This is a genomic window from Williamsia soli (genome assembly GCF_017377795.1).
Lineage (GTDB): Bacteria > Actinomycetota > Actinomycetes > Mycobacteriales > Mycobacteriaceae > Williamsia > Williamsia soli.
The window spans coordinates 360,599-374,273 of record NZ_JAFRDR010000004.1 but is presented as its reverse complement, the minus strand read 5'-3'; the positions used below and the strand labels follow the sequence as shown (position 1 = coordinate 374,273).

The 13,675-nt window shown below is 66.2% G+C and carries 12 protein-coding genes and 1 other RNA gene; 5 read left to right on the top strand and 8 right to left on the bottom strand.

Features of this window, described 5'->3' with window-relative positions; genetic code table 11:
• Window position 1 precedes the first annotated feature (1 nt).
• Window positions 2–1,543, top strand: a complete 1,542-nt coding sequence (locus tag J3S28_RS13760; protein WP_207841292.1) for a CYTH and CHAD domain-containing protein — start codon at window positions 2–4, stop codon at window positions 1,541–1,543.
• Here the strand turns inward: J3S28_RS13760 and J3S28_RS13755 are convergent.
• Together J3S28_RS13755 and rnpB are read right to left on the bottom strand one after the other, a co-directional pair.
• A complete protein-coding gene (locus tag J3S28_RS13755; protein ID WP_207841291.1) occupies window positions 1,521–2,942 on the bottom strand; it encodes an RNB domain-containing ribonuclease in 1,422 nt (473 codons plus the stop codon). The genes J3S28_RS13760 and J3S28_RS13755 overlap by 23 nt on opposite strands.
• Before the next feature lie 37 nt (window positions 2,943–2,979).
• Window positions 2,980–3,389: RNase P RNA component class A (rnpB, locus tag J3S28_RS13750), an RNA gene on the bottom strand.
• Window positions 3,390–3,461: 72 nt separating this feature from the next.
• Here rnpB and J3S28_RS13745 point away from each other — a divergent pair.
• Window positions 3,462–4,712 (top strand): SLC13 family permease, encoded by a 1,251-nt coding sequence (locus tag J3S28_RS13745; RefSeq protein ID WP_207841290.1) that lies wholly within the window; start codon window positions 3,462–3,464, stop codon window positions 4,710–4,712.
• Between the two features lie 7 nt (window positions 4,713–4,719).
• Here the strand turns inward: J3S28_RS13745 and J3S28_RS13740 are convergent, their stop codons facing one another.
• Window positions 4,720–5,604 (bottom strand): LysR family transcriptional regulator, encoded by an 885-nt coding sequence (locus J3S28_RS13740; protein ID WP_207841289.1) that lies wholly within the window; start codon window positions 5,602–5,604, stop codon window positions 4,720–4,722.
• 133 nt (window positions 5,605–5,737) lie between these two features.
• Here J3S28_RS13740 and J3S28_RS13735 point away from each other — a divergent pair, with 133 nt between their 5' ends.
• A complete protein-coding gene (locus J3S28_RS13735; RefSeq protein WP_207841288.1) occupies window positions 5,738–7,048 on the top strand; it encodes an NAD(P)/FAD-dependent oxidoreductase in 1,311 nt (436 codons plus the stop codon).
• Window positions 7,049–7,125: 77 nt separating this feature from the next.
• Here J3S28_RS13735 and J3S28_RS13730 read toward each other — a convergent pair whose 3' ends face one another.
• The 4 genes from J3S28_RS13730 to cobC all read right to left on the bottom strand — a co-directional run bounded on the left by J3S28_RS13730 (window position 7,126) and on the right by cobC (window position 11,311).
• Window positions 7,126–8,247 (bottom strand): bifunctional RNase H/acid phosphatase, encoded by a 1,122-nt coding sequence (locus J3S28_RS13730; RefSeq protein ID WP_207841287.1) that lies wholly within the window; start codon window positions 8,245–8,247, stop codon window positions 7,126–7,128.
• Complete coding sequence (locus J3S28_RS13725) at window positions 8,244–8,990, bottom strand: zinc ribbon domain-containing protein (protein WP_207841420.1); 747 nt, start codon at window positions 8,988–8,990, stop codon at window positions 8,244–8,246. Before J3S28_RS13725 ends, J3S28_RS13730 begins: the two co-directional genes overlap by 4 nt.
• A gap of 135 nt (window positions 8,991–9,125) precedes the next feature.
• Window positions 9,126–10,253: a Nif3-like dinuclear metal center hexameric protein gene (locus J3S28_RS13720; protein WP_207841286.1), complete on the bottom strand. Its 1,128-nt coding sequence runs from the start codon at window positions 10,251–10,253 to the stop codon at window positions 9,126–9,128.
• The gene (gene cobC / locus J3S28_RS13715) at window positions 10,253–11,311 is read right to left on the bottom strand and encodes an Rv2231c family histidinol phosphate aminotransferase CobC (RefSeq protein ID WP_307797111.1); all 1,059 of its coding nucleotides are present in this window, start codon (window positions 11,309–11,311) and stop codon (window positions 10,253–10,255) included. The genes J3S28_RS13720 and cobC overlap by 1 nt, the downstream gene beginning before the upstream one ends.
• Window positions 11,312–11,333: 22 nt before the next feature.
• Here cobC and J3S28_RS13710 point away from each other — a divergent pair, with 22 nt between their 5' ends.
• Both J3S28_RS13710 and J3S28_RS13705 read left to right on the top strand, forming a co-directional pair.
• Window positions 11,334–12,029 (top strand): HAD-IA family hydrolase, encoded by a 696-nt coding sequence (locus J3S28_RS13710; RefSeq protein ID WP_207841284.1) that lies wholly within the window; start codon window positions 11,334–11,336, stop codon window positions 12,027–12,029.
• Entirely contained in the window at window positions 12,022–12,486 is a 465-nt protein-coding gene (locus J3S28_RS13705; protein ID WP_207841283.1) for a low molecular weight protein-tyrosine-phosphatase, read from the top strand. Before J3S28_RS13710 ends, J3S28_RS13705 begins: the two co-directional genes overlap by 8 nt.
• An 87-nt stretch (window positions 12,487–12,573) precedes the next feature.
• Here the strand turns inward: J3S28_RS13705 and J3S28_RS13700 are convergent, their stop codons facing one another.
• The gene (locus J3S28_RS13700; protein ID WP_207841282.1) at window positions 12,574–13,617 is read right to left on the bottom strand and encodes a zinc-binding metallopeptidase family protein; all 1,044 of its coding nucleotides are present in this window, start codon (window positions 13,615–13,617) and stop codon (window positions 12,574–12,576) included.
• Window positions 13,618–13,675 lie beyond the last annotated feature (58 nt).

The window sequence follows — 13,675 nt, the reverse complement described above, 5'->3', positions numbered from 1 at the left end:
GTTGACCGCGCACGAGGCCCTCGAGATCGAGCTCAAGTACGACTTGAACGCCGGCGCGTCGGTGCCGGACCTGACCGTGCTCGAAGCGGTGCATTCGGTGACCGGTCCGGTCGTCGAGCATCTCGATGCCACCTACTACGACACCGACGCCCTCGACCTCGCGGGCAACAAGATCACCCTCCGACGCCGCGAGGGCGGCCACGACGAAGGGTGGCATCTCAAACGCCCGGCCACCTCCGCGGGGCCCGGACGCCGAGAGATGCAGGTCGGATTGGAAACTGCCGCCGATCCTTTTTCCGAGGTACTGGTCCCGACCGAACTCACCGACCATGTCCAAGTCCATGTGCGCGGTCGGAGGCTGTCCCCTATCGCCACGATCTCGACCGTCCGCCGGATCACCGAACTGCACGATTCTGCAGGCCAGGTTCTCGCCGTTCTCTGTGAGGACAGCGTCGCCACCCAGTCGCTGTTGCCGGGTGGTCACGCCCAGACATGGAACGAGTGGGAACTCGAACTGGTGGCAGGCGACGAGAAGTTGCTGAAAGCAGCGGACAAGGTACTGCGCAGTAGCGGCGCCCGTACCGCGTCGAGTGCGTCGAAACTGGCTCGCGCCATCGGACCGACCCCGACCGGCAGCGACTCGACCAAGCACGGAGACAAGAGGTCGGCTGCGAAAAAGTCGGCGGCGGCGAAGAAGCTGTCGGCGCTCGAGTTGGTGATCGCAGAACTCGCCGAGCACCGTGACCATCTCATCGCCCAGGACCCGCTGGTGCGTGTCGACGCGCCTGATTCGGTGCACCAGATGCGGGTCGCGACCCGGCGCGCCCGCAGCGTCCTACGGTCGTTCCCAGAAGTTCTGCACGGCGACGTGATCGGACACCTCGAAGGCGAGTTGAAATACTTGGCGGGCATTCTCGGTGATGCGCGCGACGCCGAGGTGCAACTCGAACGCAACCGCCACCTGCTCGAAGGTGAGTCCGCGCCCGCGACCATCATCGCGGCATTGGTCGACGACCAGATCAAGACCTGTGGCTCCACGGTCGAGGTGGTGCTCGACTACCTCAGATCCACCAGGTATTACGAGTTGCTCAACGAACTCGACAGCACCGTGGCCGAACCACAGCCCGGACCCGACTCCGATCTCACTGCGACGAAAGCCCTCGACGAGGCGGTGGCACGCAGCGCCAAGCGAGTTCGTAAGGCCCAGCGCAAGCTCGAAGGGCTCACCGTCGAGTCCGCGGAGTGGATCGAGCAGTTGCACACCATTCGCAAACGGGCAAAACAGTTGCGCTACACCACAGATTCGGCTGACCGCCTGGGCACCAAGAAGTACAGCAAGATCGCAAAGCAGGCCAAGCAGGAGCAGGCTGCACTGGGCGATTTCCACGACGCCGAGGTCAGTCGCGAACACCTCGCTCAGTTGGCCGCGGGTTCCGGCATCTCGGTCGCCGACGCCTTCGTCTACGGCCGTCTGGACGCCCGCGAGCAGGCGGCCGCCCAGATCGCGATGCGTGATTACCTCAAGGCGAAGTCTCGACTGTGAACACCAGATTCGGACCATGCGTATCGGCACTGGTCAGGCGCACCGAGATCTGACTGCCCTCGGCAGGGTCCCCGATACAGGTCGCGAAGACGGCGGGTTCGGCAATGAAGATCTGGGCGGGGCGCTTACCTCGTTTCGGGTGCAGCACGGTGGCCGAGAAAGTCTCGCCCACCCGGTCTGCGAGGAGGATCGCCTCGGCTAGGTCGAGTCCCGCCCGGTCCGCCCGCCCCGCAACGGAGCCCGAACTGCGCATGATCTCGGGCAGGGTCGGCAATGCCGCGAGCACCCACTCGGGCACCGGTTCTCCCGCATGCAACGCCAGACACACCTCCGTCGCGAAACGGTCCGCCAACCGGCGCAACGGCGCGGTGACGTGGGCATAGACCCCGGCGATTCCGCCGTGAGTGGTCACCGCGTCGGCCGGGACCTCCCCCAGCAGAGCGAGATAGTCACTGCCGCGGAGCAACGTGGTGGCGTCGGACATCAGCGCGAGCGTGGTGGGGGCCTGGGGATCGAGCCCGGCCAGGAATGCCCCGGGAGAGACCGATTCGGGCCACGACACCCCTAAGGCGGCCGCCGACGTGCGCAGAGCCGCGACCTCGCCGTCCTGCGCATCGGGCAGCGTTCGCAGCAGGCCGACGGCATGGTCGAGCATGAGTTCACCCGCACACATGCCCGTCAGCAATGAGACCTGCGAGTTCCACATGTCTGCACGGGTTCTCGGCTGCACCGACAGCTCCCAGTTGCCGGCGGCGTCGCGGATCACATCCTGCTCGGGCAGACCGAGCTCGATGGCTCCCCGATTGATGGACAGCCTCTGCCGCAACTCACCGAAATCGGGCAGAGCGGCGATCGAGGGGTGCAGGGTGCCGGCGGCGTGGTCGGCCATGACGCCCGCATAGTCGAGTCGTGCCACGGACTTCACCCGGGCCCTGGTCAGCTCCACCGACACCGGGGTCGCCTCGGCATCGACGACGATGCGCCAGAGCACTGCGGGCCGGATCTGTTCGGGGAGCAACGAACCGGTGTTCTCCGACAACGCCCGCGGGTGCAGGGGCACGTTGCCGTCCGGGAAATAGATGGTCTGTCCGCGTCGCCTGGTCTCCTGGTCGAGTGCGCCCTGCGGAACGACCAGAGCCGCAACATCTGCGATCGCGTAGTGCACGATGAAGCCGTGGCCGTCCCGGGCGATGTGCACGGCTTGATCGAGGTCCACCGAACCAGGCGGATCGATGGTCACCAACGCGAGGTCGGTGCGATCGATCCGAGCGTCGGCCAGGCGGTCAAGCGCGGTCTCGGCCTCGTGCTGGGCCGCTGCACCGAACTCCTCGGACAGCCCCAGGTCGGTCCGAATGGTGCCGAAATCAATGTCTGTGGCACGGAGGAGTCTGCGTTGCACAAGCCCCAGACTATCGGGGCGCAGAATCGGCCCCGGGCGAACGAGCCGGCCTGTAAGCCGGATCCTGTGCCGCCCACCTCACGGTGGGCGGTGGCGGCCATCCATCTGGGCACACCGTCGCCGGGTACCTCGAGCGGTCCACCCGCAGGCTCGGGCGAGCAGCCCTCGAACGCCTGCGCAGCCGCACCGGGTAGGTGCGGCCTTCGACCTTGCTCCGGGTGGGGTTTACCGAGCCACCACGGTCACCCGTGGTGCTGGTGCGCTCTTACCGCACCGTTTCACCCTTACCGGCTTGCACCGGCGGTCTGTTTTCTGTGGCACTGTCCCGCGGGTCACCCCGGGTTGCTGTTGGCAACCACCCTGCTCTGTGGAGTCCGGACTTTCCTCGACCGTGGGCAGGTGCGCGTGAGCGACTGTCCCCGCGATCGCGGCCGCCCGGCCGGCTCGTTCGCTCCATCACTCTACGTTCTCGCCGACTGCGGTTCGCACCCGCGACCCGGCGCAGTGAACAATCGACGCGTGGATGTCGTGTCATTGGTCCTGCTGATGGCGGCCCTGGGATTTGCCGTATGGCGTCCACGAGGCCTCCCCGAAGCCACCGTCGCCGTCCCGGCGGCCCTCATGGTCGTCGCTGTCGGGGTCGTGGATGTCGATCGAGCCTGGTCCGAGGTGACCGCGCTCTCGTCGACGGTGCTGTTCCTCGCGGCGCTGCTGGTGTTGTCCTATGCCTGTTCGGTCCTGGGCGTGTTCACGTGGCTCGCGGCGGTGATCGCCCGGCGGGCTTCGCCGTCAGCCGGCGACACGCAGCCGAATCGTCATCGGCTGCTGGCCCTGGTGTTCGGCGCTGCAGCGCTGACCACCGCTGCGCTGAGTCTCGACGCGACCGTGCTGCTACTGACCCCGGTGCTGTTGTCGATGACCCGGACCCTGCGCGTGTCGGCGCGGCCGTACAGCTACGCCACAGTGACCCTGTCCAATTCGGCGTCGACGTTGATGCCCGTCTCCAACCTCACCAATCTGCTCGCATTCGCGGCGACCGGACTCGGCTTCGTCGAATTCACCCTGTTGATGGCACTGCCATGGCTGATCACCCTCGTCGTCGAGTTCGTGTTGTTCTGCATCTTCTTCCGCGGCGATCTCCGTGAACACCCGCACCCCGACCACATCGAGGATCCCGGTCCCGCGCCCCGGTTACCACTGGCGCTGCTGGCCATCACCCTCGTCTCGTTCGGGCTCAGCTCGGTGGTCGGCATCGAGCCGGTGTGGTGTGCGGTTGTCGGAGCCGTCGTGATGGCCGCCCTGGCACTACACGCGGGGACGAGTTCACCTCTGGCACTTGCCCTGTCGGCCAAGCCCGGCTTCCTGCTGTTCGTGTTCGCGCTCGGGGTCCTGGTCGCGGGCATCTCCGACGGCGGGATCGGCAGTGGGCTCGCCGACATCCTGCCAGGCGGCACCGGGTTGGCGGATCTTCTCGTCGTCGCCGCGATCGCGGCGGTCGTCGCCAACCTGATCAACAACATCCCCGCGGCACTGCTGATGCTGGCCGCGTTGGGGTCGGGCGCCCCAGCACCGCTGGTGTTGGCCATGCTCCTCGGGGTCAACATCGGACCTTCCCTGACCTACCTGGGCTCGCTGGCAAATCTACTGTGGCTTAAGTTGGTTCAGCACGACGGACAGCGGGTCACCGCGCGCGAGTTCACGATGGTCGGGCTGGTCACCGTGCCGGTCACCCTGGTGATGTCGGTGGTCGCGTTGTGGGCCGTGACCTAGGTGTGGATCAGTCGTGACCCGGCATCGCGCTTCGCACCGACTGCAGCGCCGCGATGAGGTCTCCGACGATCTCCGAGTGCGCGGCAGGCGATCTCACGACCGCGGACACCGACACCCGCAATGCTCGCTCCCGATCGCGGGTGAATGCGATCCCCGCCAACGGAGTGCGCTCATAGAGAACCGTCCACTCCTCGGGGTGATTGAGCAGCTCCATGGTCGCGGTGTGATCGACCGGCAACGGCGGTGCCTGCCGCGGGCGTTCCAGCCCATGCCGGTCAAAAGCATCGCGGATCACGTTGTGTAACAACACCTGGTCGCGTGCCGAGGGCAACAGCAACGGGTAGTCGCCGAGCTCTGCCAGCCCCACCTCGTCAGCACCGGCCAGGGGATGACTCTGCGACATCGCCACCACGAGGTCGTCGACCCAGAGTTGCTGTACCGCCAGACCGGGCCGATCGAGGCCACCGCGGATGAGTGCGAGGTCGACGTCGCCGCCCAGGACCGCTTCGATCCGTTGATCGAAGCTCTTGATGATGAACTCGATCTCGACGTCGAGGTGCTCGTTCCGCAACTGCGCGATGGCCGCAAGAGACTGCTGGGCGAATGACATGTTCGCCGCCATCCGGACGCGTCCGCTGGGGGTCCGGGCGGTGGCGGTGATCATCGACTCGATCTGCAGCATCTGCTGCGCCAGCGGAAGCACCTGGGCGCCCAGGTCGGTGAGTCGCACGAGCCTGGTCGAACGCTCGATCAGCTTTGCGCCGAGTTCGTGCTCGAGGCGCGCCACCTGATGACTGATCGCCGATTGCGAGATGAAGCAGCGCGCCGCGGCCCTGCTGAAGCTCAGCTCCTCGGCGACGGTGACGAAGTAGGTCAGCTGACGTAGTTCCACGTGACCAGGATATATGAGCGATGCAGATAAGTTCTATCTAAACTATGTGTTTGATCAGGCGCTGATAAGGGATTACTTGTTGTTAGGTGCGCGCTGTACTAGGCAGTAGTCGCCAACAGGAGATAAAAGGATCATGAACACAATGCCCGCACCTCTCAGCGTGCCCACCCACCTGGACGTCGACGTGGCCATCGTCGGATCGGGATTCGGCGGGTTGACAGCTGCTCAGAAGCTGGCCAAGACCGGCTTGCGCGTCGCGTTGATCTCCAGCACCCCCGAGCATCTGTTCCAGCCGCTGCTCTATCAAGTGGCGACCGGCGTACTGAACAGTGAAGAGATCGCACCCGATGTTGCAGGAATCCTGCGCAAGCACCACAACGTCGAGGTCATCCTGGGCACCGTGACCGAGGTGGACCCTGATGCCGGGATTCTGCGCTACCGCCACGACGGACCGACGCAGACCATCTCGTTCCGCTACCTGATCGCCTCGACCGGTGCCACGCAGTCGTACTTCGGACGCGACGAGTTCGCGCACTACTCGTATTCTCTCAAGACGATCGACGACGCCACGAACCTGCGCACACAGATCCGCCGATGCTTCGAGGAAGCAGCCAGGACCGATGACGCCGACCTGCGTCGCCGCCTGCTCAGCTTCGTCGTCGTCGGGGCGGGTCCGACCGGCGTCGAGGTCGCGGGCCAGATCCGCGAACTCGCCACCCGCTACTACAAGCTCGACGATGTGTCGGTGTATCTCGTCGAAGGCGCAGGCAACGCCCTGCCCGTCTACGGCGGCTCGCTCTCGGCCTACGCGAAGAAGGCCCTCGAACGCGGCGGCGTCGAGGTACTGCTCGATTCGCTGGTGACAGAGATGGATTCAGACGGCGTGACCATCAAGGTCGGTGGCGCGGCCACTCGACGTATCGCCGCCGACACCGTCGTCTGGTCGGCCGGCGTGCAGGCCAGCCCGTTCGCAGCAGTACTCGCGAAGGCGACGGGCAGCGAGACCGACCGGGCGGGCAGACTCCTGATCAACCAGGATCTGACCGTGGGCGGATACGCCAACGTGTACGCGATCGGCGACATGACCTCGCTGAACGGATACCCGGGACAGAGCCCGGTCGCGATGCAACAGGCCCGTCACGCAGCAGATGTGATCAGCCGAAAGAAGCTACCGGGCACCGCCTTCGAGTATTTCGACAAGGGCAGCATGTCGGTGATCAACCGGTTCAGCGCGGTTGTCGCGCTCAACGAACGGGTTCGCTTCGGTGGCTTCATCGCGTGGCTGACCTGGCTGGCCGTGCACCTGTTCTATCTGGTGGGTTTCCGCAACCGGTTCGCCGCCATCGCCTCGTGGCTGTTCGCTTTCATCGGCTCTGATCGGCCGGGCTTCGCGCAGGCGGACAAAGTGGAATCGGAGGCCAGACGCCAGGCCAAGGCGAGCTGAACCCCAACACTCAATTGCGGTGCGTCACACCCGAGGAGACCCTCAGGTGTGGCGCGCCGAACTGTGGATTCACCGGTTCAGAAGTCGCCGAGGTGGCTGGTGTCGTTCACGAGGCGGACCGACGCGCCACCATCGGGATAGAACTCGGCAACACTCAGCGACGCCAGGTCCAGATGCATGCGATAGAGGAACGAGGAACCGACACCGAGTGCATCACGCAGCGTCACCTTGATCGGCGTGACGTGCGAGACGACCAGCACTTCGCCGCCGGCGTAGCGATCGACGAGTTCGGATCGAGCGTCCAGTACGCGCTGCGTGACAGTGTCGAAGCTCTCGCCGCCCGGGGGCGCCACCGCGGTGTCACCCATCCACGTGGTGTGCAGCTCACGATCGCGCTCTGCCGCCTCACCGAACGTCAAGCCCTCCCAGGCGCCGAAGTCGGTCTCGGTGAGGCCCTCGTGAATCTGCACAGGCAGTCCCAGTTCGGCAGCGGCGGCTTCAGCCGTCGCGAGAGCGCGGGACAGTGGAGAGGAGACGACCGCGGCGATGCGTGGGCCACCGGCGTCGCGCTGCGCGCGTGCGGCCAATCGCTTCGCTGCGCGAGCCACCTGATCGCGACCCAGCTCCGTCAGCTCCGGATTGCCGCGGCCGGAATAGCGTCGTTCGATCGACAGCGGCGTCTGACCGTGCCGCAACAGAAGCAATCGTGTGGGCTCGCCGCGTGCCCCGGTCCACCCCGGCGAGGGCTTGACCTTCTCTTCCGGCTGCGGATCGGCCGAAGGACTCACGCCCAATCCTGCCGCCGCATCCATCGCCTCGTTCGCCAGCCGATCGGCGTGCGAGTTCTGAGCTCTGGGGATCCAGTGAAAGTCGACGCTCGCGAACCTGCCGACCAACTGCTTGGCCTGCGCCGCAAGCGGAATCATGTCCGGATGCTTGATCTTCCATCGGCCCGACATCTGCTCGACCACGAGTTTGGAGTCCATCCGGACCTGCACCTCGTCGGCCCCGACCTCGGCGGCGGCTGTCAGGCCGGCGATCAGGCCGCGGTACTCGGCGACATTGTTCGTCGCGATTCCCAGGGCTTCCTTGCGCTCGGCCAGGACCGCTGAACGATCGCCGGAGAAGACCACAGCGCCGTACCCGGCCGGGCCGGGGTTACCCCGCGAGCCGCCATCGGCCTCGACCACGGCTCTCATTTCGACGACAGACCGGATTCGTGGGTCCGGACCAGGATGGCGCCGCACTCGTCGCACCGGACGACCTCGTCGTCCGCAGTCGCGGTGATACGACCGATCAGACCACGGTCCAGTTCCATCCGGCAGGCGCCGCAGCGACCCGCGCGTAGTAGTCCTGCCCCGACGTGTCCATGACTCACCTGGCGTTCGTAGATCGCCAGCAGCGCCTCGTCGACGTTCGCGATCAGAGCCGCGCGCTTGGCCTTCGCCTCGGCCTCGTCCTGGGCGATCTTCTCCAGCGCCACGTCGCGGCGCGCGGTGGCGTCCTCGATCTGCCGCTCCGAGTGGTTGGTCATCGCCGAGGCACGTTGCTCGTCGGCCGACACCGCCTCCTGCTGCTCCATCACCTCGAGCATCTCGTCCTCGAGCATGGAGCGCCGCCGGATCAGCCCGGCAACCTCATGTTCCAACTCACTCAACGCTTTCGCCGGCAAGTTGCCCGCGGCGAGTTGCTGGTTGTCTTTCTGCTCACGCAACGACATCGACGTGATCTCGTTGTCGAGCCGGCGCGACTCGCGAAGCAGGTCCTCGGCCGCGATCTGCGCACGCACCGCTTCGTCGCGCTGCGTCTGCAGCTGTTCACCGAGCGCCGCCAATTCGGCGTTCTCGGGCAACATCGCCCGTCGGTGATCGATACGCAAGAGTTCGGAATCGATGTCGGCGATGTCCAACATCAATCGTTGGGCGGCCGGGTCTGCTTTCACCAGTGTCTTCATTCCTCTGCTGTCCGGCCCCGTGGCCGGATCGTCGCCAAGTCCGACATCTATCGCCAGGATGACATTGTGCAACGGTACGCGGTCTGTGCCTCCGTCCGATCACCGCGGCGCTCGCGGCGCACGTCAGGACCCCGGATGGGCATGGATCGTCCACGGGTCTGTCGGGCGGCCGAACACGTCGGTCCGCAATCCGGGCAGGTTTGCCGCCAGCAACCGGCTCACCTGCGAACACCACGGGAACTCCGTGGCCCAGTGCCCGGCGTCGATCAGCGCCGGAGGACCGCCGCGCAGGTGTTCGTCCACCGGGTGATGCCGGAGATCACCGGTGACATAGACGTCGGCACCGCTGCCGCGCGCAGTGTCGAGCAGCGAATCGCCCGCCCCACCGCACACCGCGACCGTCCGGACCACCTGCTGCGGATCGCCCGCGGCACGGATGCCGACCGGCGCTGCCGGCAGTGAGCGGGACACGAGGTGGGTGAACTCGGCGAGCGTCACTGGCTCGGCGAGTTCGCCGATCCGGCCCAACCCCTCATCGCTGGTGGCCGCGGCCATCTCCACGAGGTCGAAGGCGGGCTCCTCGTAGGGATGCGCGCTGCGCAGCGCGGCGAGAACGTCCTGACGGACCGCACGGTGCGCCACCATCTCGACGCGGTCCTCGGCGACCCGGGTCACTTCGCCGGTCGATCCCACCGTCGGATTCGCGCTCGCTCCCGGCAAGAACTGGCCGGTGCCTGCCGTACTCCAACAGCAGTGGCTGTAGTCCCCGATCCGACCGGCCCCGGCTTCGAACATCGCCTCGCGCACGGTGCCGGCATCGGCGGTCGGCACGAACACAGCCCACTTGTCCATCGCGACAGCAGGTTTGGGTTCGAGTGGCCGCAGCGAGGTCAGTCCGAGCACGTCGGCCAACGCGTCGGATACTCCCGGATTGGCCGAGTCCGCGTTGGTGTGCGCCGTGTACAGCGCACACCCGCCCCGGATCAGGCGGTGCACCAGGCGCCCCTTGGAGGTGTGAACGCCCACGGTGTCCACACCTCGCAGCAACAGCGGATGATGCGCCACGATGAGTCTCACGCCGTCGGCGATCGCACGGTCGACCACTTCATCGGTGACGTCGACGCAGCAGAGCACCGAGTCGACCGATTCGGCCGGGTCGCCGCAGACCAGGCCTACCGAATCCCAGCCCTCGGCAAGCCGAGCCGGGTAGGCGCGCTCGAGAACGTCGATCACCTCGGCGAGTGTGGTCATCAGATCACCTTCCTCAATGCTTCGATCAATCCGGCGACGGTGTCCTCGTCTCGAACGGCGAGTCGGAGGTGGTCCGGGTCCAATCCGACGAAATTGGCGCAACTGCGCACCGCGTAACCGTGTTCACGCAGTCTGTTCTTGATGGCGGTGCCGTCGGCAACGGCGACGATCACGAAGGAACCCCGCGGTGACCCGATCACGTCGAGACCGACCGATCGCAACGCCTCGATCATCGAGGTCCGTTGCCTGTCAACCGATACCGCCTGTTCATGGGCGTACTGCGACGCCTGCGCGCCCGCACACAGTTCCAGGGCCGCCAGCTGCAGGGTCCCCAGCGGCCAGTGCGGACGGCGGGCCGACAACTGTTGCAGCAGAGCCGGATCCCCGAGCAGGTACCCGGCACGCAGTCCGGCCAGCGCGAAGGTCTTGGTGATGCTGCGCACCACCAGCACTCCTCTGTGTCGGACGCCGGCGAAGCTCTCCGGTTCGCCTGGAACGACGTCCGCGAAGGCCTCGTCGACCACCACGACCCGACCCGGCCGCACGAGTGACTCGATGGCCACACGCGGGTGCAGCACCGACGTCGGATTCGTCGGATTCCCCAATACCACCAGGTCTGCGGTGCCGGGCACCAGGTGCGGATCGAGTTCCCACGGCTCCGGGAGGACAACGTGCTCGATCTCGATCCCGGCCGCCCGCAGCGCACGTTCGGGCTCGGTGAACGACGGCTGGATCAGGGCGGCCCGCCGGGGTGCGAGCTGCGGCAGCAACGCGAACCCCTCCGCGGCACCGGACAGCAGCAACACTTCGGCGGGGTCGCGCCCATGGCGGTGTGCGACGGCCGCGACCGCTCTGCGTTCGTCGTCGGCGGAGGGATACCCGGCCAGGTCATCGAGGCGGCCGGCGAGTACGTCCCGGACAAAGCGGGGCGTCGAACCGCGAACGTTCACCGCGAAATCGACCAACCCAGGTTCGGCGTCGACGTCGCCGTGCCGTCCGAGGTCCGCCAGCGAAGCCTGCGTCCATTCCGATCCCACGGTTCGGATTCCTGATTTCACAGTTGTCGAGCCTACGGGCAGGATGGACGAGGTGAGCTCGCCCAACGTTTCTCCCCGACCCGACCCCGCCGACCCCGCCACCGTCCTGTTGTTCGATCTCGACGGCACCATCACCGATTCGTTCACAGGCATCGAGAACAGCTTCCGTCACGCGCTGGCCGCGGTCGGGGCACCCGAGCCCGACAGCGCGCTGGTCGCAGGTATCGCAGGCCCGCCGATGGTCGACAGCCTGCGTGGCATGCATCTCTCCGACACCGACGTGGAAGCGGCGATGCTCGCCTACCGCGAACGGTATGTCGCGACCGGATGGCTGGAGAACTCGGTGTTCGAGGGGATGGCGGCGCTCTTGGCCGACCTGTCCGACTCCGGCCGGCCGATGGCCGTGGCCACGTCCAAGAACCAGACGACAGCCCGCCGGATCCTCGAGCATTTCGGGCTCGACCGTCACTTCCAGTACATCGCAGGCGCCTCTGATGACGGAAGCCGACGAACGAAATCCGACGTGATCGCACACGCACTGAGCTCGCTCGGGATCACCGACGTGGCGAAGCGACCGGTCGTCATGATCGGCGATCGCCACCACGATGTACACGGCTCCGCGGAGTTCGGTATCCCGGCGGTCTTCGTCACCTGGGGATACGCACTGGACAACGAAGATTCCGACGCGGCCTGGACCGTCGAGTCCGTGTCGGCGCTGCGGGAGCTCGTACATGCCTGAACGTCTGCACGTCACCTTCGTCTGCACCGGCAACATCTGTCGATCACCGATGGGCCAGAACATCTTCCGGCGCGCCCTCGACGACGCGGGCCTGGCTGACCAGGTCCGCGTGAGCAGCTGCGGGACGGGTGACTGGCACGTCGGCGAGGCTGCCGATGTGCGTGCCCGTACCGAATTGACCTCGGCCGGATACGACGACGAACACGTTGCGGCCCAGCTCGGCAGCGAGCATCTGTCCGCGGATCTGTTGCTCGCCATGGACGCCGGTCATCTCGCCGCGCTGCGTGACGCCGGTGTCGCCGATCGTTCCGCGCTTCTGCGCAGCTTCGATCCCGATGCCGACAGCGACGACGTCGCCGACCCTTATTTCGGGTCGGACGCAGACTTCACCGATGTCCGCCTGCAGATCGAGGCCGCGATGCCCGGCCTGATCGAGTGGGTCCGTACCCGCCGGTAGACCCGCCGCCGACAAACCCACCCGCCCGCGGCACACCCAGCGGCTGCAACGCCTGGCTGTGCCTGCAACGAGTGGGTTCGTGGTCGGTCAGAGGATCGCCGGTGAGATGAGGCCGTGTATGAACCGCATCTTGTCGAGCACCTTCGCCGGCAGAACGAACGGGTACAGGTCCTGGTGACCCATCGAGCGGTTGATCTGGTTCAACGCCCAGGTCAGCGGTAGCCAGAGATCGATGATCTGGTCGAAGCCCACGTCGCCGAGAAGCACACTGTCGAGTGTCGCCCCGCTGGGTGCCATCGCGAACGCAGCGGCGGTGTCGAGGGTGTCGCGGATGTGCAGGTAGTGCGCGAAGGTCTCGGCCCAGTCTTCCGCCGGGTGCATCGTGGCGTATGACGAGACGAAATCGCTCTTCCAGTTGTCGGGCGGCCCTTCGCTGTAGTGACGATCGAGCGCGGCCTGATAGTCGTCGTCGGGGTTGCCGAACAGTTCCTCGAAGCGAGGGCGGTGTTCGCCGGTTCCGACCAGCACCATCTGGTAGTAGTGCCCGATCTCGTGGCGGAAGTGCCCGATGAGGGTGCGATAGGGCTCATCCATCGACACCCGCAGCTGCTCCCTGTGGACGTCGTCGCCCTCCGCGAGGTCGAGCGTGACAACCCCGTCCGCGTGTCCGGTGATCACCGGGTTGTTCGCACTCGAGAGCAGATCGAACGCCAGGCCCGTCTGCGGGTCGACGTCACGTCCCCGGATCGGCAGTCCCAGCTCGTCGAGTTCGAGGATCACCCTGCGCTTGTTGGTCTCGGCGTCCCCGAATACGGCGATCGCATCGACATCGGTGTCGGCCGGACGGGTGCGGGTCAATCGGCACGACTCGCACAGTTCCGACGGATCCTCTTCTCCCGCAGGAGTACTCGCGCCCGGTTCGACCGGAGGGATCAGCCAGTTGCAGGCGATGAGGTCGAAGTTGGCGCAGCGCACCAGAGTCTCGCCGTCGACTTCCGTGGTGGCATTCTCGTCGAGCACGTACATGGTTCGGGCGGGAAGGTGGAACCCGAGCGGACTCTTGCAATTGAGGCACAGGGTGTTTTCGAACGACAACTTCTGGCCACATTTGCGGCAGACCAGATCGCGCATGAGGACTCTCCGATCAGATGATGATGGGCGGCGCGGCGAAGGCCCGCCGCCTGGGGAC